Below are 17,102 nucleotides of genomic sequence, written 5' to 3' on the forward strand. Positions count from 1 at the left end.
ATCGATCACCGACTAATCGCGGCGGCTGGCCACTCCCCCGCAGCTATGGAGCGTCGGCCGTCTCGATAGGTCAGTCCGAAACGGATCTCGGTGAACGATCGGCTATCGGGACGCTTGCGATCACTTAATTTGCATGCATGCTTGTCGGCACTAACGCGCTGTCCTGCCACCCATCTCACTCAAGCAGGGAACCCCAGGTGACGTCACCGTGGAGAAAGACGACGCGCGTTCCTTCCATGGCCCAGACGTCTGCCCATGTCGGAATCCCTTGCCTCCTCATGAAGACGGGCTCAGCTGCGGCGGCCGCCGCACGGACGTCGATCGCACTCGGCCAGGCGGGCGTGCATCCACCGCCACCGCATCCACACCCCTCGAACGCCACGGTGGCACCACGCCGAACTAGGGCCCGAACCTCCGCCGCATCGACATCGGCGGTCTCTTTCTCGAGTCGACCACCGTCCGGGGTGAAGAACTGTCCAGCGAGGTTGAACGTCCCGGGCCGCACCGCAAAACGACCCTTCGTCACAGCTCTCCTCATGACGCCAGACGTCGGATCGTCCGGGGACGGTCGGCTTGCTCGCTTCGACATGGGCCCATCATCCCTTTTGTCGACGAGGGTCAGCGTCGGCGACGAGGACCGCGACAGACCTGGCACGGTTCGGAGTCGTTACTCGCGCGCGCATGGCTCTTCGTCAAGCCATCCCCTATCGAGCGGCGAACGCGAACGCGCGGCCAATCCGTCCACAGCCCTGCACTACGGTTCAAATCATGGAGACTGTTCCGCTCGTCATCACCATCATCGGCGCTCTCGTCGTCGTGGCGGGTTTCGCCTACGCCTTCAACCTCAGGAAACGAGGAAGGGTCCAAGTAGGGAGCCGCCCCTTCCTCACCATGACGATCATGATCGGATTGGGGACCGGAATTCTCGTAGCTGGCGTCGGCGCCGCCCTGAGCTGACTCGCAAGCGCCCAAGCCGATGGTCGATGCCTTATCGGGACGATATTCGATGCCGGATCACGTCGTGGGGCATGCTCGTCCCATGAGCAACGAAGAAGGACTGCCGCAGGCTCGCCCCGTCGACGCAACTGCAGTGACTGAGCGCCCGACGCCGTGGCTGCCGGCGAGAACCGTCCTCCTCGACCTCGTCTTGATCTTCGTCGGCGGTGGGCTTTTCTGGTTCCTCATCGACCGCGTCCAAGCGCCCATGTGGAGTGCCTTCGTCGCCTACGCCGTCCTCTTCACAGCCGGATCACTCGCCATGCGCCTCATTCGAAACGCCCGGGCCGATCGCATTCATGAGTGACGTTGGTGGCCGAGCGACGCGATCCGGTGAGCGATCGTCTAATGAGACGGGGCAGAGACGCTTCCCGTGGCCGACCCTTTTACTAATGCAGGTCGGATGACCCCGTGAAGCGCAGCGAGGCCCCCATCATGATCGTCCTGGGCCTCGGAGCTCTCGCCGTCGCCGCCACGCTCTTTTTCACGTCAGCCGATCTCTCTGTCGCAAGCAGGGGCTACGCCGGATGGCTTGTCGTCGGAGCATGTTCCCTGGGTGGGCTCGGCTGCCTCATCTACGGCATCATCGCATCCCGCCGCGGCCGGTGACCGATGGGTTACCGGACTGGCTTCGAAGCGGATCGTTGAGCCTTCGGCGAGCTCTACAGGCATGGGCAACCCAAACAGGAGGCGCGTGACGGCCGATCGGATCGACATCGCGCTCGACCTGCGTGCAAAGGACCCCAGGCCAGCAGCCACTCGCTAAAACCCAGGCCCGCACTCTGCCGCGGGGGCTCCTGCCCTGGGGGTGGTCTCGCTACTCTCGGTTGGGCATGCTCGACGAAGCGACGAGACCAGGGGAACAGTGCACTTACGCGACGCGATGATCGGTACTGAGGGGCAGGTGTACGGACGCGGACGGTTGTCATTCCCGGGGATGGATCGGATCACCACTGAAGCGACGACGATCGAAGTCTCCGGGGACGAGTCTGCCGCCCAGTTCTTCACGGCCGCCTCGGCCGACAGAGACCAGCAATCGGGGTACCTCACCTCCGACGGTGAAGGCGCCACCTTGCGTCTGCCGGTCGGCGTCGGGAGCCTGATCGGTAACGTGTTGCACTCCGCCCGCTCGGCCCCCTTGTCCCTTTCCGTCGATGCGCCTGGGGGTGTCCGGCTACCGGGGGGTGGCTCGGAGTACGGGGTGTCTGACTGGCGCATCGAAGTCACCGCTTTGGCAGATGACGCCGCCGTTGATCCAGGCGTCGTCCGGATCGACCTCTCGGCGGCACTACGACCTCACCCCGCCGACTCCGGCCCCCGCAGCGAGTGGCCTTCCGATGTAGCTGATTCGCGGCTGTTCTTGGAGTGCTCCCTTGACCCAGCCACCCGCGCTCTTGCCTACGACTCGTTCTCCTCGACGCTCTACAGCGATGCACCACGAGAGGCACCTTCGCGGTCGAACCAGTCGACAGCAGCGTCGATACGGCTCGCCGCGACGCCCGTCGGCCCCAACGGCGATCTCTTCGCATGGACCGATGACGGGCGACTCGCGAAAGTCAGCTACTTCCTCTCGTTCTTCGGGTTCTGTGCGCCGTTCCGAGAGACCCGCTCGAGCATGGGATTCGTCGAAGGACACGACGATCCGGTGAGGGTGAGCTTGCGTGGCGTCAACCTCGAGATGGTGCGCGATCTGCTCACCAGGAGTCGCCAGACAGTCGTCGAGCTCATCTCCGACGACGTGGGGCACGTCCAGTACGCGCGCGACAACGCAGATTGGTTTGGCGAAAGCGACCGCGTGGTGCAGGCACATCTGGCGTTCGAGCTTCGAGATGAAGGACTCCGACTTGAATACACGATCTACCCTCGCGAACACGGCCCGTTGAGCGGAGCGATCACCCTCCCCTGGGAGATCCTGATACTTCGACGGTGGACCGGCTCGTATGCGCGAAGCAGGGTGCTAGCTGAAGGCAACTGATGCACACGCCTCTCACCATGGGCACCGGCAAGAGGTCTCTAAGTGGTCAGACTCAGCACAGCCCGAACGTGGTCTCGATGGTGGATCGTCTATCGGGCGCCGCGGAGAAGCCTCGTCGACGCTCGCCCACGTCGACGGGTAAACAGATAGGAAATGAGCGTTCCATCCAGCATTCTGTTCCCATGACCACACGATCGGACGCTGACAGCAGCGTTGTACTCTGGCGGCCCACGGGCCCGGAGGAACTCGAACTCGTCAAGGCGAGTGGCTGGTCGCTGTGGCCCCCGAGACTGCCGGATCAGCCAATCTTTTACCCGGTACTGAACGAGGACTATGCCGTGCGCATCGCCCGAGACTGGAATGTGAAGGCCTCGGGCGTTGGCCATGTCACTCGGTTCTCGGTGCGTCGGAGCTTCCTCGAGGGCTTCGACGTCCAGCAGGTCGGTGGGCGAAGCATCCTTGAGTACTGGATTCCGGCGGAACGCCTCGATGAACTGAACGCGAATCTCACGGGGCCAATCACGCTCGTCAGCACGTTCCGTCGCGATGACGCCGACGGCGAGATCAAAGAGTTCCGCGAGGAGTGGCCCGCGCGTAGCGCGCCGTGAGGCAGTGCCCGGGGAGCGATCCCCTATCGGCGCTCCATGGGCTGCTTCCCCGGAGTCGCCCTTGCGGTGGATGTGTCTGACGGCCATGAGCCCTTAGCTAGGTCAATGCGCCGCTTGTTCATGTCCTATCCCTTCCAGGGCCTGGCCGGCGCCGCACTCATCGCCGCGTCGGGAGCACTCTTCCTCGCTGTCCGACTGCTCTACGTCTACAAAGGCACGACCTATAAGTGCGCCGTCGAGGGCCCGTATCTCGAAGATTCACAGTTCCAAACGCACCTGGTTTCGGGGTCCTTCTCTGCCTGGCCACTCGCTCGCGAGTGCACTTACGTCACTGGCTCGGTCATCGAGACCACCCGAGGAACAACTGACACCTGGCTCCTCACCGGGTCCACCTACGCCCCGGCACTCCTTGGCCTGGTACTCCTCGTCATCGCGATAGTCAGAACTGTCCGCAGCTCGCGCCCTGGCCGCCTGAACCACTGAACGCGGACGGAGGACGATGGTCTATTGAGACACCCTTGATCTCCTGCGCCCGCCTCACTCCATCGCTCCAAAACGAGATAAGACACCAAAACCGCTCGAACTCACGCCCGGAGAATAGATTGCGGTTATGCCCACCCGTCGCGCTTCAATCGGTTTCGGGGGAGTAGCTCATCTCTTTCTCGGTGCCCTGGCGGCGGTGTGCCTGTGGCTGCTCTTTCGTGCAGCGCACTTCTCCGAACTCGGGTTGACACCCACTCTGACGGTCGCGGTCCTAGCTGCGGCCGTCGCCATCGGCCTGGGCTTTTGGTTCTGGGAGCGAGAAGGCGGCAGGCCAAACTACGTTGCTGTCCGGCGATGGGTCGCCGGTGAATCCATGCCGGTACACATGTCACCAGCGCAGCTCCGGACATCGCTTCAACGGATCGAGGATGCGCTCCGTGCCCGGTGGCTTTACCTCGGTCTGTTCTTCATCTGGAGCGTGTGGGCCGTAGACCGCGCCAGAGCGGCTGAAGGCGTAGCCGAAATCATCTTGGCCGTGTTGCCCGGTGTGCTCTGGGGTGTACTGACCGTCAGTGTCATGCTCCGTGCCCGTCGAGGACTGAGCCGGATCGCCTCGCTCAGGGCGCAGACCACCAGCACCTCGCCTTTAGGGGAACTTTCTAGGCCCCGGGAGTCCAAAACCTTCGGCCGATAGGCGATCGGTCACCGACCACCGGCGGACGCTAGCCACTCCCCCGCAGCTGCGGGGCGACGACTGTCTCGATAGGTCAGTCCGAAACTGATCTCGGTCAACGATCGCCTAACGAGGCACGGGGCAGGGCTCATAATCAGTGCATGAGTAGACGCTGGTCGGTCGTCGTGGTGGTGAGCGCCCTAGTCGCCCTCTTCGCAGGATTGGGGGCCGTGGTCACTGGCCAGGCCTATGGTTGGCTTCTCGCTGCTACAGGCCTGGTCAATACGGTGTTGGGCGTCGCTAGCCACAGGAAAGCTGTCCGGCAAGAACCTGAACTGCAGTAGCCGATTAACCACCGGACGCTGCCGCGCGTCGAGGGTTTCTTCGAGCTGCGCTGACCTGACCGTCTTGATGGGTCAGTCCGGAACGCATCTCGGTGAAAAATCCCCTGTCGGGCGGCGGTCGAAAATGCAGAACATATGTATTGAACGTAATTGCGTTCTGTGCGGGCAGAATGAGGCTAGCTGTAGGCGCGGAAGTGGAGACGTTGGGGCCGGAATGGCAGCCTCGGCCCCGGAATCGGCCCTGAGAAGTAGTCACCGTGTTCGTCGAGCAAGGTGACGCCTCGCCACGTGCGTCTGATGCTGCCGCCGTAGAGCACGACCTGTTCCATCAGGTCCTTCGCTGCCGCCATGCCGTCATCGTCAGTGCGTCCGGCGCCGAAGGTCCACCAGTGAAGCTGCGAGCCCTCGACCACAACATTGCCGTCATGCCGCACGTGAACGTAGAAGGGCAAAGCGGAACCCCGGTCAGGAACCACCCGCACCTCCAGGTCGAACTCAGCGACGGGAGCGTGGACCGTCACCCGGCCGTGAGTGCCGACGAGTGCCTCGATCCAGCCTGGCAGGCCCTCTGAGGCGGTCTTGTCGATGGTCATCCTCAGCTGCCGTCGTTCGAGCAGACTGAATGCCCGGCCGACACCGGCTACGTTCCACTCGAGCTCTAGTCTTCGGCCGCCGGCGAATTCGACGACGATCCATTGCTCACCGATGAATGACAGTCCGGGGACTTCCAGAAACGGCAGGCGATCCGTGTCGGGATCGAGCAGGGTCGCGGAGACGTGGTCCGTCCCGAACGTCCTCCTGGCTGCGTCGGTCAGCCGCCCGAATGTGGCTTCGTGATGGGGCGGGATCGGCACGACCTCAGTATGCCGATTCCCGATAGAGACGGCGAGGGCGCTTGACCGAAACTCCAAGTAGAGAGCAAGACTCTACGTCTACTCAGCTCCCGGTGAACGATCGTCTATAGGGCACCCTTGGTCAGGGCCAACGCACTACTAGATGCAACATAGCCAGCATCAACTGCCCGAATCGCAGAAGAACTTTTCTGTGGAGTGGCGCTGCGCGCTCTAGCTCTCGGGCCGTCGGCCGCACGAACAACGCAGGAGGCACGCTGTTCCAGCACGTCTCTCGACCAGGGACCTGCTGCGCGTGGTCCTCCTCGTACTGGCACTCCCCAAAGGCCACCGGCGCCTCGAGGGTCGAACCCCCGTGCTCTTCCCAGGGGTGCTCGCAGTCCGGGCATGACGTCTCTCGCAGCCGCCGCCGCACGGCACGGCCGGAAACGCCTGCGGGATTGCTCATGGAGCGAGTATGCCCGTCTCGCGATGCGCCCTGGAGCCGATCGGCTATCGGGCAGTCAACGGTCGGTTGCCGTAGCGCTCAGGTCCTTGGCTGATGCGAGGTCCTGCAGGGCAGCGAGGTGCCCGTCGATTGCGACCCGGCCCGCGGGTGTGAGCGAGATGCGGGTGGTTCGACGCGCGTCGCGCCTGGTCGTGGAAGCTTCTTTTGTCGTGCTCATGTATCCGAGTTCCGTGAGCGCGCGGACGGTCTTGGACAGGTTCGCGTCGCTCAGCCCGAGAGTCATGGCGAGGACCGAGAAATCGATGTGGTCGACGGGGCGGAGAAGAGCGCACAGGCGGAGCCTCGTTGGAGCATGGATCGATTCGTCAAATTGTGCGCTAGACGCCACGCCGTAGCTCCTGGCCGTAGAAGTGGTCGTAGACGTATCCGCCCGGGAACATGGTGAGGAAGCTCACCGCGCCGGCCGTCAACGCCCAGGCAGTCGAGTCCGCATGCACGGCGAGGCCGGAAACGAAAACCATCGTGAGCACCACGATGCCCATCACGACGAGGACGATCAACGATCTGGGGCCAGGAACCCTATTGGTGGAGATTCCCGTCGTGAGCACGAAGGCCCGCTCGAGGCCGACGAGCCCGAGGCAAGCGAAAGCTATGACAACGAAGACCCACACGCCTCCAGCAAGGGGAGCCAGGGCTATCGCTGCCGTGAACAGCGCCAGCCCCGGGTAATACCAGCGTGGTGAACGCGTCCTTCGCGCCAGTTCGAGCCTGTCACCCTCGAGACCACGCAGGGCATCGCGAGCAGAGGCAGGACTCTGACCATGGTTGCTTTCCATGTGGACAAGCTATTCACTTAACCACGTGGAAAGCAAGGGTCTGCTTGCGGACCCCCTTGACGCTCTGCCACTTGCCCCCTGACCGATCCTTCACCGGGCACTAGATGCTCGGCCGACATACGGCTACGTTGCGAGGGCAGCCCAGACCCCCGCTGTGAATGGCGGGGTTCCTGGGTTCGCCCGGGTTCCCCGTCATGGATCCCCTATCGGGCATGCAGAAACGATCGTTTGTGACTAGCGCCGACGAACACCACGAGCGGGCCCTGGCCAGATCAGAACCGCTCCCCAACTGAAGATCGCCTTGGTCGGGGAGCAGCCCTTGCTGTCGTACAGCGAACGGGTCAGGCCCGGAGGTCCTTGAGCCACTGCTCGACCGTGCGCGGGCTCAGCCCGAGCTGCTGCTGTGCGCTCGTGGCAGGGTCGATGAGCTCGGAGGGCAGGGTGGCCCGCCACCGGTACGAGGCCACGACAGGGTCCGCTCCGGCTGAGCCGAAGAGGGGCTCGATGACGCGGCCGAAGTCGTCGACGTCCTGCGCCTCGAACCGCACGCTCGTGCCCGAGGCTGCGGCGAAGCCAGCCGCGAGGTCGGAGCCCACGAGGCCGGGCAGCGCACCGACCCCGACGACACCGGTCACGGAGCCGTCCTGCAGCAGTCGCGCGACGACGTCGGCCACGTCGAGGTGCGAGCTCCACGACACGGCGTAGTCGTCACGGATCGGGTAGCGGAGGACGCCCTCCTGCTCCACGCCCGCGGCGACCGGCGGCAGCAGCAGGTTCTCGAGGAAGAGGCGCGGGGCCGCGACGGCGACGGAGACCCCGGTCGCCCGCAGACCGGCAGTGAGGAAGCCGACGGGACTCTCAGCCGCACCGTCGCCCTCCGTCGGGTACCCGCTGGTCGAGACGACCACCCGGGCCGGCCGTGCCTGCTCGACGGCTGCGACGACCGTCCGGGCATGCGCGAGCTGCTGGGCGGCGTCGCCGACCGGAAGGTGCACGAAGACGCCGTCGACGCCCGCGTAGGCCGCCGCGAGGGACGCGACCGACATCAGGTCGACGGCGACGGGCGCGCCGCCTCCCTCATAGGCGGACGGGTCGCGGACCGCCGCGGTGACGGCGGCGCCGGAAGCGAGAAGGGATGCGACGACGGGGGAGCCCTGGGCGCCAGTAGCGCCGTGGATGAGATAGGTCATGAAGCTATCAATGCATCTGGTGCACCAGTTACGTCAACTGCACCAATGGCGTACTGTCCATGTTCATGGCTTTCTGTGGGGAGATCTGGCCCGAGTGCGGCATCGCGAAGTTCCTGACACTGCTCGACGGCCCCTGGGCAACGCTCATCGTGCGAGAGCTCCTCGAGGGCCCGGCTCGTTTCACCGAGCTAAAGGAGGCGCTGCCCGGCATCAGTGCGCACACCCTCACCAACCGCCTCCGGAAGTTCGAGACGTCGGGCCTCGTCACCAGGACGGCGTACTCCGAGATCCCGCCGCGCGTCGTCTACGAGCTCACCCCGACGGGGCAGGGGCTCCGGCCCGTGCTTGAGTCGATGAACGCCTGGGCGCTGTCCGTCCCGCCGACACCCGACGCAGAGATCGAGGTGGTTCCTCGGTAGAGGATCGGCTATCGAGACGCTTCTGCCGCGTTCTGTCTGTTCACAAACCGACCGGCCGGTCGGTTTGCCTGTTATGGTGTGGTCATGGATCGCCGCGCACTCGTCCTTGCCGCCGCCCGCGAGCTCGCGCTCGCACGCGGGGTCATTCCGTCGTTAAACGAGACCGCCGCCGCGGCGGGCGTATCCAAGGGCGGGTTGGTGCACCACTTCCCGACGCGTGCGGCGCTGGTGCAGGGGCTGGCGATGGCAGCGCTCGAGGAGGTCGACACGGCCATGACCGCAGCGGCGGGCGAAGGGAGTGCGGCGGAGACCTGGTTGCGCATGTCGGTCCCCACGGGGGAGGACGTCGCGGTCTTCCGAGCGATGGCCATTGCGCACCGGGCGGTCGAGGCGCCGGGTGATGCGGTGGCGACTGCATCCCAGGAGGCCATAGCCCGATGGGAGGCGATGATCCGCGACGAGGTGGGTGACGCCGGCCGCGCACGGGTGATCCGGCTTGTCGGCGACGGCTTGTTCGCCAACGTCATCGCCGGCATCGAGCCGGCACCCACGGCCGCGGAGCTCGACGCTCTCCTCGGTTCTCTCTTGCCCGCGGGTGGGAGGGGCGGGCGGTGACCGCGCAGCTGCTGCTGGCGATCGCGGGCCTCGCTGCGCTTGACTCGCTGAACCCGGCCACGATCGTCGCGGTGACCTTGATCCTTCTCGCCGCCCCGCGGCGTCCCGCGCTGATGGCACTCGTCACGGTGCTTGGGGCGGCACTCACCGTGTTCGCGGTCGGCGCCGCGCTCTTCCTCGGCGCGGGCGCGGCAGCTGGTGCCGTCGACGGGATTGTGCAGGGTATCCGCTACGTCGCCTTCGCCGCCGCGGGCGTCGTCCTGGTCCGCTCCGGGATACGACGCTTCCACACGCGACCCAGGAAGCCGATCGGGTTGCCATCGTGGTTCACACCCTGGACTGCGCTCCCGTTCGGGGCGCTGCTAACCGGGGCCGACCTACCGAATGCGTTCCCGTACTTCATTGCGATCGAGCGCCTCCTAGACGCGCAGGTCACGCCAGCGGAGGGCCTGCTCGTCCTCGCCGGGTACGCGGTGGTCTACTGCGTCCCGTGCCTCGTATTGCTCTTGGTGGGAAGCCTCGCGCGCCGTCGGACGCGCGCGCTGCTCATGCGTGTCACCGCCCGATTCGGTACCGGCGAGGTGAAGGCGTCCCCCTTCGTCGCGGTCGTGTTGATCCTGCTCGGCGCATTGGTCGCGTCGCTGCCGTTCTGGCTCCTGCGCTGACCGACGTCGAGAAGTGGTCCGGCGGAATCTCCTCGTGTGCGCGCTTGGCTCGTTCACGACGATCATTGGCATGACCCTGATTCTGCCGATCCTTCCTCTCTACGTCCGAGACCTTGGCGTTGGGGATCCGGCCGCGGTAACTCTCTGGTCCGGCATCGCCTACGCCGCGACGTTTCTGACCGCGGCCTTGACAGCACCGCTGTGGGGTTATCTCGGGGACCACTTCGGCCGGAAACCGATGCTGATCCGCGCGAGCCTCGTCATGGCGATCGCGATGTCGCTCATCGGGGTCGCCCAAGACGTCACTCAACTCGTACTGCTGCGGCTGCTGGTCGGCCTCCTCGGCGGCTACGCCTCCGGACCAACCATCCTCGTCGCCGCTCAGACCCCTAAAGGCCGCTCCGCTTGGGCGCTGGGCACCCTCTCCTCCGCCATCATGGCCGGCACCATCGCAGGGCCTCTGATCGGTGGAACCCTCGCGCAGACAATTGGCATTCAAGGGCGTTCCTCGCAACCGGCAAACCAACACGCTCGGCTCGCAGTCGAGTGGGCGGGACAGGGTTTTGGTGTGGCGCTTGATTGCGTGGGTACGGCGAATCTCGGCCCTCATCGCGAGAGCCAGCTCGCTGGGAACTCACTAGTCCTGCCCCGTATGGGTGAGATCAGACGGGTTTAATTGCGCCCATGGCCTCGTCGAGCAGCCTTCCAAAGGATCGGCCACGGTCCGTGGTGATCCATACATCCTTCGCGGCGATCACGCAGGTCAGGGCCGCGCCGGCGATCACCGTCGGGCGCGGGTCGGTGACCGCTAAACGGCCCAGGCGCATCCGTACGATTTCGGCGAGATCGCCCTGGACCCGCGAGATACGCTCGAGCTCGCCCGCACTCAGAGCCGGGTTGTCATGGATGATCTTTTCGATCGCGAGGGCGCGTTCAGCGAGTGTCTCGTCCTCGAAGTGCTCGACGACGACGTCGAATGCCCGCCGTAGCGATTCCCACACCGGCTCGTCGACGGGCCGTGCACCGAGTGCCTGGGCGAGCATCTGCGACCACGCGTCGTACTTGCCCAGCATGACGTCCTCTTTCGAGGTGAAGTAGCGAAAGAACGTTCGCCTGGAGATGCCGGCAGCCGAGACCAGGTCATCGATTGTTGTCTGCTCGTATCCCCTAACCGCGAACAGATCCTGGGCCAGCATCGCCAACTCGGTTTGCATGGCTCGTCGAGCTCTTTCACGCACCGGGATAGGAGTGGACTCGCTCACATGTGCCAGCTTACAAGGCAACGGGCATAGGTGGCACTCAGTGGCACATGTGCCCTACAGTGGCATTTGCCAGACGTTGACCACGAAACATTGGAGCTGCCACATGACCACGCCATGGACTTTGAACGACATCCCACGCCAGGACGGGCGCGTCGCTGTGATCACCGGAGGCAGTAGTGGACTCGGCTTTGAGACCGCCCTCGCCCTCGCGGATCATGGCGCGGCCGTGGTGCTCGCTGTCCGCGACACCACCAAGGGCAAGGAGGCCGCGTCGAGAATCGCCTCCCATGTGCCCAATGCCAAAGTCTCCGTGCAGAACCTGGACCTGGGTTCACTGGAATCCGTGCGCGCAGCGGCCACAGATCTCAGGTCGGCGCACCCGCGGATTGACCTGCTGATCAACAACGCCGGCGTGATGTACACGCCTCAGCAGAAGACAGCCGACGGTTTCGACCTGCAGTTCGGCGTGAACCACCTCGGTCACTTCGCGCTGACCGGGCTGCTGCTCGATCACCTCCTGCCTGTGCCGGGCTCTCGAGTCGTGACGGTGAGCAGCTACGGTCACCGCATTCGCGCGGCTATCTACTTCGACGACCTGCAGTGGGACCGCAGCTACGACCGGGTTGCCGCCTATGGCCAGGCCAAGCTGGCCAACTTGATGTTCACCTACGAGCTGCAGCGCCGCCTCACGGCGTACGGCAGCACTATGGCCGTCGCCGCGCACCCAGGCAACGCTTCCACCGAGTTGACCCAGAACTTGCCTGCTCTCGCGCGGATCGCGTCAGCCGCCGTCAAGCCTTTGCTTGCCCAAAGCGCTGCTGGAGGCGCACTCCCCACACTGCGTGCCGCAACTGATCCAAGCGTGCTCGGCGGCCAGTACTACGGCCCCGACCGCATACGCGAGACCCGAGGACACCCGCAGTTGGTTACATCCAGCGCCGCCTCATACGACCTGACGACACAGCGCCACCTGTGGTCCGTGTCCGAGGAACTCACCGGCGTTACCTTTCCCGCATAACGACTCAACCCCGGAAAAGAGACGCCCTCTATCCAACGACCATAGGCATTCGTTCCTGCAGAACTCCACCTGGCACACAGCCAGGTGGACGATCGACCACCGCCGCCCGATAGCTAACCGCCTATAGGGCGATTAGCCCGCTCTCCCGAGACCGACACCACTACTCACTGACCCCCCGTCTCAGTGCGCGATCCCCTCTCGGGACACGCGCCTGACACACTCGAGGTTGGAAGTCGTCTCGCAATTTCTGGCATTGGAGCGAACCATCGACGCACACGACCTACCCGCGTCACCCGACTGGTCCTTCACCTTTGGAGGCGAGGGCACTGCTCCTGCTGTAAATATCGCTGCCGACGACGCCTTGGCATGACTGGCCTCAGCAACAGAGGATTTACGCCGCAGGAAGAATCCGGCGGCGAGCTTCCGCCGAGCTGGGTCGCCCTGATCCGCGAGGCGGCAAACGCGGGAGTCTCGGAAGGAGCCATCGCGATTGCGAGCGGACAAAGCCTGGCGTCTGTTCGGAACATCCTCTCTTAGCTTCTGGGTGAGGCCCCCTGGGCCCGCCAGACGATCAGCTATCGGGCGCGCCGGGCTTTTCGACGAACGAACGTAACGACAGCCACGCCAAGAGCCGAGACGACCGCTGCAACCGCGGCTACCCGTCCCACACGCTGCGCATTGAGCGCCGACTCGAACTGCTGCTTCGTCTGGACGATCTCCGTCCCCTCAGGCACTGGCCAGGGAAAGACCGGTGTGAACCACCCGGCCCTGACGGTTGCGATAGCGCAGACGACGAGTGCTGCGACGGTCAGGCCACTGAGAACTAACGCCCACCGAGTGGGGCGAGATGGACGTGCCATGGGGTCACGGTAGCGCGCCTACGACTTACAGCCGTGCGGCCTGCGGTGCCGCCACATCGAGACAAGTTGGCGATCGCCTATCGGGCACCGAATGAGGGGGCTCCGCCCAGTACCTTGTCTCCATGCCAACGGCCCTCAACACTGCCGGCCGACGCCCGCGATCAATCTGGCGGTTCCTGCGTGACGTGCTCGTCATCTTCCTCGCAGCCCTCGTCCTCTCTTTCCTGGTCAAGACCTACCTCGTGCGCTCCTTCTACATCCCCTCGGGGTCGATGGAGCACACCCTCGAAATTAACGACCGCGTGATTGTCAACGAACTCGTTCCAGGACTTGTGCCCCTGCACCGCGGAGACGTCGTCGTCTTCGCAGACCCCGGCGGCTGGCTCAGCCCTCTCGAAGCCGCAACCCCTGCCACGGGACCAGTTGACAAAGTGCTCTCCACCATCGGGTTGGCACCCCATGACGGCACCGGATATCTCATCAAGCGCGTCATTGGCCTGCCCGGAGACACCGTGACCTGTTGCGACGATTTCGGGCACATGAGCGTCAACGGCGTCCCCCTCGATGAGCCATACATCACCGTTCTCCCCGACGAAACCCGCGCTTCCCGTGATGACTTCACCGTCACGGTCCCCGATGGCTCCCTCTGGGTCATGGGCGACAACAGGTACAACTCGAGAGATTCCCGCTACAACCGTGACAAACCCGGGGAAGGCTTCGTTCCCCTGAGCGACGTCGCTGGGCGAGCAGCCGTCATCAGCTGGCCCTCGAGCCGCTGGACCTGGCTCGACAATTACCCCACCGTCTTCGCCGGCACCGATCCCCGCTCCATAACCAACTGAAGGATTGCGACGACGCACGTTCTACGGAAGCGCACAAAGAGGGTGCGGCCAGGGATCCCCTATCGGGACAGGCGGAAATTCACGGTTGCCGGAGTGTCGTTCGAGCCGCCACCTGCAGGTCCTCACACCGTGCGAAGACCTGTGAGATGGGCTTCCAAGCCAGGTAATCCTGATCAGTGCAACGAAGATTAAGGCGCACGAGCGACCCCGCACCGAGATCCGCCACGGACCATGAGACCTTAATTGGATCACCACCTCGTTCCCGCGGGCGACGCCTCGACCATCTCCACGGCAGACCGCGGGTACGGCCTCTTGAGGCCTCTGTCGGCAGCAGATCTCGGTCCGGCTGCGGGAAAAGTTTTCCCAACCGACGTTCTGCTTGCCAGGCCGCATGCCCCGTCGAGATCTCGAGCGACGCCTCGACGCTGACGCCACGGGCAGGTGTGCTTCGGTACGACATCTGCGCGGCATGGCTCTCGATGTCCGTCATGGCTCGATCCAGTGCCTCCCTCACTGCAAGATCGGCCACGTGCGGGGCGACCCAGGAGGACATGAGCGCAGGGTCCCGACGCGTCGCGTTGTGAACGGCAGCAGAAAGCCATCGGCATTCGCGAACGGTCACCCGGAACCAAGACTCCTCATGCCCCGGTTCCTCGTCAGCCGCGGCGACGACAGCAGACCAGTCGAGATGGCGAGCTCGAACCAGATCCAGACGCCACAGTGGAGAAGTATCCCGAGGCGAACCTTGCTCGGCCAGAGCCTCCATGTCATTAGCGGCCGCCTCGGCCTCAAGGACTTCGAGCGGCATGACCGATGCGAACTCCCAGTCGTCCATTGCTTCGACTGTGTCCCGCAAGCATGCTGCGCACGCTGCTAGGTCCTGCCGAGAAAATGCAACCAAAAGGTCATCGGAGCGGTCGCCCACGTTCCGGCCAGGCGCAAAACCGCTCAGCATCTCCAGGGCTTCTTCACGACCGACGCTCCGCACGGCTCGAGCATTGCAGCAGAGCACACTAAGAGCCGCCGGCACGCCGTCACTGGCATGGCGGCGTAGCCGTGCTCGCAACAATGTGGCCGGTCGACGATCGTCTATCGGGACACCTTCATCCTGCCGGTCCGAGCTCGGCGCACCTGACCGAGTGTTCTGCTGCCAACATAAAGCCGCCGACGGGTACCGGCCCTTCGGACCTTCTCCAGTCCCATGCAGAAGCGCCGGCCGCTCGATGGGATGCGACCACAGCCCGGTCACGGTCCGCGAGCAGCTGACGCCCCTCTGGCGAGCGAGGTGGCATCAGTTCCGCGAGGCGGTAAAGAGCACGTTCATGCTCGACCTCTACGCCCGCCCGCGCGGCGGCAACCCGGGCCGTCGCTCCCCCCGATACCGCGAGGCGGCGCCGGTGACCCCGTGACCACATTGCCAATGCCGATCCCGCAAGCACGAGGAGCATCAACGACCACGTGCCGAGCCACGGCGCGATGTGCTCGTTGACTGCCGTGCCTTCATCGAACACACCGATGACCGCAGACGGCATCGACAGCGCCGCCGCCCCTCCGAGCAGGTATGGCGGCCGCGACCGATCTGCCGCCATGACCCCGATGAAAGCGCCGAGCAGCGCCACCCCAGCCCACGCAGCGGCCCAGATGTCGAGAGGATGCGGGATGGGGGCCGTAATGTTCGAGAACGGGACAGCCCGCGGCTGATACCTGCCACCACTCAGGTTTTCGAAGACCAAGAACGTTGCGAGGAGAGAGACGGCACCGGGAATACCTCGCACATTCAGCCAGCGGACCGAGCGAACGTCTCTGACTTTGTCCGCATCCCCTGGTTGGAGCCGCTGCTCAATGATCCTCGACGTCGTGGTCCCGTACTCGTCGATGACTCCAACAACACGCTGGGACAGATCCGGGTGCTCCGAGAGGACGCTCCGTTCGGCAGCCGCCGCCATCTCGTCCCTGCTACGGAATTTCGATCTCCGCAGCGGGGGCGATTCCTCGGGGACCGTCATGCGTCCATCATCCAGCACACACGCTCGCGAGATGGGACCACCGTCAAGCCATCGAGTAGGCCGGCAGGCGATCGCCTATCGGGCCCCGCCCTTCGGCCTCGACCACGCTGTCGAAGTTCGCTAACTTCAGACATCCCTACTTCTCGGAGGCGCTGTGCTCTCGATCGTCATCGCCCCAGTGGCCCTCATCATCGTGCTGGCCCTGCTCGGGATGGCCATCCTCGGGACTGCCAGAACGAGTCCTACCCAGAAGCGCCAGGATGCTGAGGCGAGAGAGCGTCGGCAGGCCCGTGCAGATCGAGGGAGGACAGGTGACGCGACCACGAACACCGCTACGACCTTGGGCTCTCCAGGCGACGAGGCGGTCCGCTAGCCGATCCCCTATCGGGCGCTCCAAGCACGCGCTTCTACAGGGCTGAACGTCGGCGCATGCTCGTGGTTGCATCAGGTTCGCGACCGCTTCGTGCAGCCGCATCAGTCGGCGGCCGCCGACTCCCTTTTCCGTTTCGACGAACGAGTGAGCAGGAGAAAGCATCATGAGCAACACCGTCATCCATGACTTGGTTTCCGAGATGCTGAGTCAGCTTCCGTCCGGTGGAGGCATCGTGGCTGTGGATGGCGATGCTGGCGAGCATCTCTCGGACATGGGCAGTCAGTTAGCTCGGGAGATCAGCGCGAGAGGCCTCACGTCGTCGGTCCGATCATTCACGGGCGCAGACTTCGAGTCTTCACCCGCCGGCACGGACGTGCTGTTGGTCGTCGGCGAAGGCGCGTTGCAGCCTGGCGTCCGGACGCGGTGGAACTGGACTCTGTGGGTCGAAGCCTCCGGGGTGCGTGATCCGGCGAGCAACGACCGCAGTGCGGTGGCGTTCGAGAGCTACCGGTCGCGTGACGAGCCCAAGGGCGCCGCCTCGGCCATCGTCGACGTCAGTGACCCCGAGGCCTATCGCCGTGACTGGAACGACGCCTGTTCGATCTGAGCCACTCCCCCACGCACCCTCATCGTCCGCG

Annotated in this window: 20 protein-coding genes; 12 read left to right on the forward strand and 8 right to left on the reverse strand. The window is 64.7% G+C overall.

The annotated features are described in order from the left end of the window. Positions 1-175 precede the first annotated feature (175 nt). Positions 176-589, reverse strand: coding sequence for a hypothetical protein (locus tag IFT79_RS09445; RefSeq protein ID WP_192123760.1), 414 nt, complete (start codon positions 587-589; stop codon positions 176-178). Between the two features lie 179 nt (positions 590-768). Here IFT79_RS09445 and IFT79_RS09450 point away from each other — a divergent pair, with 179 nt between their 5' ends. From IFT79_RS09450 to IFT79_RS09470, 5 genes are all read left to right on the forward strand, one after another. Next, positions 769-957: a hypothetical protein gene (locus IFT79_RS09450; RefSeq protein WP_192123762.1), complete on the forward strand. Its 189-nt coding sequence runs from the start codon at positions 769-771 to the stop codon at positions 955-957. Between the two features lie 82 nt (positions 958-1,039). Continuing rightward, complete coding sequence (locus IFT79_RS09455) at positions 1,040-1,303, forward strand: hypothetical protein (RefSeq protein ID WP_192123764.1); 264 nt, start codon at positions 1,040-1,042, stop codon at positions 1,301-1,303. 104 nt (positions 1,304-1,407) lie between these two features. After that, positions 1,408-1,605, forward strand: a complete 198-nt coding sequence (locus tag IFT79_RS09460) for a hypothetical protein (protein WP_192123765.1) — start codon at positions 1,408-1,410, stop codon at positions 1,603-1,605. Between the two features lie 328 nt (positions 1,606-1,933). Beyond that, complete coding sequence (locus IFT79_RS09465; RefSeq protein ID WP_192123767.1) at positions 1,934-2,971, forward strand: hypothetical protein; 1,038 nt, start codon at positions 1,934-1,936, stop codon at positions 2,969-2,971. 182 nt (positions 2,972-3,153) lie between these two features. Continuing rightward, entirely contained in the window at positions 3,154-3,579 is a 426-nt protein-coding gene (locus tag IFT79_RS09470) for an ADP-ribosylation/crystallin J1 (protein WP_192123769.1), read from the forward strand. Between the two features lie 1,676 nt (positions 3,580-5,255). Here the strand turns inward: IFT79_RS09470 and IFT79_RS09475 are convergent. The 4 genes from IFT79_RS09475 to IFT79_RS09490 all read right to left on the reverse strand — a co-directional run bounded on the left by IFT79_RS09475 (position 5,256) and on the right by IFT79_RS09490 (position 8,404). After that, positions 5,256-5,933, reverse strand: coding sequence for a hypothetical protein (locus IFT79_RS09475; RefSeq protein WP_192123771.1), 678 nt, complete (start codon positions 5,931-5,933; stop codon positions 5,256-5,258). A 500-nt stretch (positions 5,934-6,433) separates the two neighbouring features. Continuing rightward, positions 6,434-6,766 carry a transcriptional regulator gene (locus IFT79_RS09480; protein WP_056049920.1) on the reverse strand — a complete coding sequence of 111 codons (333 nt, stop codon included), beginning with the start codon at positions 6,764-6,766 and terminating at the stop codon, positions 6,434-6,436. After that, positions 6,756-7,214 carry a hypothetical protein gene (locus tag IFT79_RS09485; protein WP_082460660.1) on the reverse strand — a complete coding sequence of 153 codons (459 nt, stop codon included), beginning with the start codon at positions 7,212-7,214 and terminating at the stop codon, positions 6,756-6,758. The genes IFT79_RS09480 and IFT79_RS09485 overlap by 11 nt, the downstream gene beginning before the upstream one ends. 341 nt (positions 7,215-7,555) lie before the next feature. After that, positions 7,556-8,404, reverse strand: a complete 849-nt coding sequence (locus tag IFT79_RS09490; RefSeq protein WP_043595604.1) for an SDR family oxidoreductase — start codon at positions 8,402-8,404, stop codon at positions 7,556-7,558. A 65-nt stretch (positions 8,405-8,469) separates the two neighbouring features. On the opposite strand from IFT79_RS09490, the gene IFT79_RS09495 reads away from it, so the two are divergent. The 4 genes from IFT79_RS09495 to IFT79_RS09510 all read left to right on the forward strand — a co-directional run bounded on the left by IFT79_RS09495 (position 8,470) and on the right by IFT79_RS09510 (position 10,779). Continuing rightward, on the forward strand, positions 8,470-8,823 hold the full coding sequence (locus IFT79_RS09495; protein WP_043595645.1) for a winged helix-turn-helix transcriptional regulator: 354 nt from the start codon (positions 8,470-8,472) through the stop codon (positions 8,821-8,823). Between the two features lie 84 nt (positions 8,824-8,907). Beyond that, positions 8,908-9,438 (forward strand): TetR/AcrR family transcriptional regulator, encoded by a 531-nt coding sequence (locus tag IFT79_RS09500; RefSeq protein ID WP_157485535.1) that lies wholly within the window; start codon positions 8,908-8,910, stop codon positions 9,436-9,438. Beyond that, a complete protein-coding gene (locus IFT79_RS09505; RefSeq protein ID WP_043595608.1) occupies positions 9,435-10,103 on the forward strand; it encodes a GAP family protein in 669 nt (222 codons plus the stop codon). The genes IFT79_RS09500 and IFT79_RS09505 overlap by 4 nt, the downstream gene beginning before the upstream one ends. 34 nt (positions 10,104-10,137) lie before the next feature. Beyond that, a complete protein-coding gene (locus IFT79_RS09510; RefSeq protein ID WP_255349709.1) occupies positions 10,138-10,779 on the forward strand; it encodes an MFS transporter in 642 nt (213 codons plus the stop codon). On the opposite strand, the gene IFT79_RS16375 is transcribed toward IFT79_RS09510, so the two are convergent. Next, complete coding sequence (locus tag IFT79_RS16375; protein ID WP_157485537.1) at positions 10,766-11,365, reverse strand: acyl-CoA-like ligand-binding transcription factor; 600 nt, start codon at positions 11,363-11,365, stop codon at positions 10,766-10,768. The two genes, IFT79_RS09510 and IFT79_RS16375, sit on opposite strands and share 14 nt — an antisense overlap. Before the next feature lie 103 nt (positions 11,366-11,468). Here IFT79_RS16375 and IFT79_RS09520 point away from each other — a divergent pair, with 103 nt between their 5' ends. After that, a complete protein-coding gene (locus tag IFT79_RS09520; RefSeq protein WP_043595611.1) occupies positions 11,469-12,383 on the forward strand; it encodes an SDR family NAD(P)-dependent oxidoreductase in 915 nt (304 codons plus the stop codon). A 982-nt stretch (positions 12,384-13,365) separates the two neighbouring features. Continuing rightward, positions 13,366-14,085, forward strand: coding sequence for a signal peptidase I (lepB, locus tag IFT79_RS09525; RefSeq protein WP_043595612.1), 720 nt, complete (start codon positions 13,366-13,368; stop codon positions 14,083-14,085). A gap of 79 nt (positions 14,086-14,164) precedes the next feature. Here lepB and IFT79_RS09530 read toward each other — a convergent pair whose 3' ends face one another. Both IFT79_RS09530 and IFT79_RS09535 read right to left on the reverse strand, forming a co-directional pair. Then, the gene (locus IFT79_RS09530; protein WP_157485572.1) at positions 14,165-14,920 is read right to left on the reverse strand and encodes a hypothetical protein; all 756 of its coding nucleotides are present in this window, start codon (positions 14,918-14,920) and stop codon (positions 14,165-14,167) included. Positions 14,921-15,188: 268 nt separating this feature from the next. Beyond that, positions 15,189-16,091, reverse strand: a complete 903-nt coding sequence (locus IFT79_RS09535) for a hypothetical protein (RefSeq protein ID WP_157485576.1) — start codon at positions 16,089-16,091, stop codon at positions 15,189-15,191. A 536-nt stretch (positions 16,092-16,627) separates the two neighbouring features. Here IFT79_RS09535 and IFT79_RS09540 point away from each other — a divergent pair. Continuing rightward, entirely contained in the window at positions 16,628-17,071 is a 444-nt protein-coding gene (locus IFT79_RS09540; protein WP_054145818.1) for a hypothetical protein, read from the forward strand. Positions 17,072-17,102: the final 31 nt, after the last annotated feature.

This window comes from Frigoribacterium sp. CFBP 8759 (assembly GCF_014841655.1).
Lineage (GTDB): Bacteria > Actinomycetota > Actinomycetes > Actinomycetales > Microbacteriaceae > Frigoribacterium.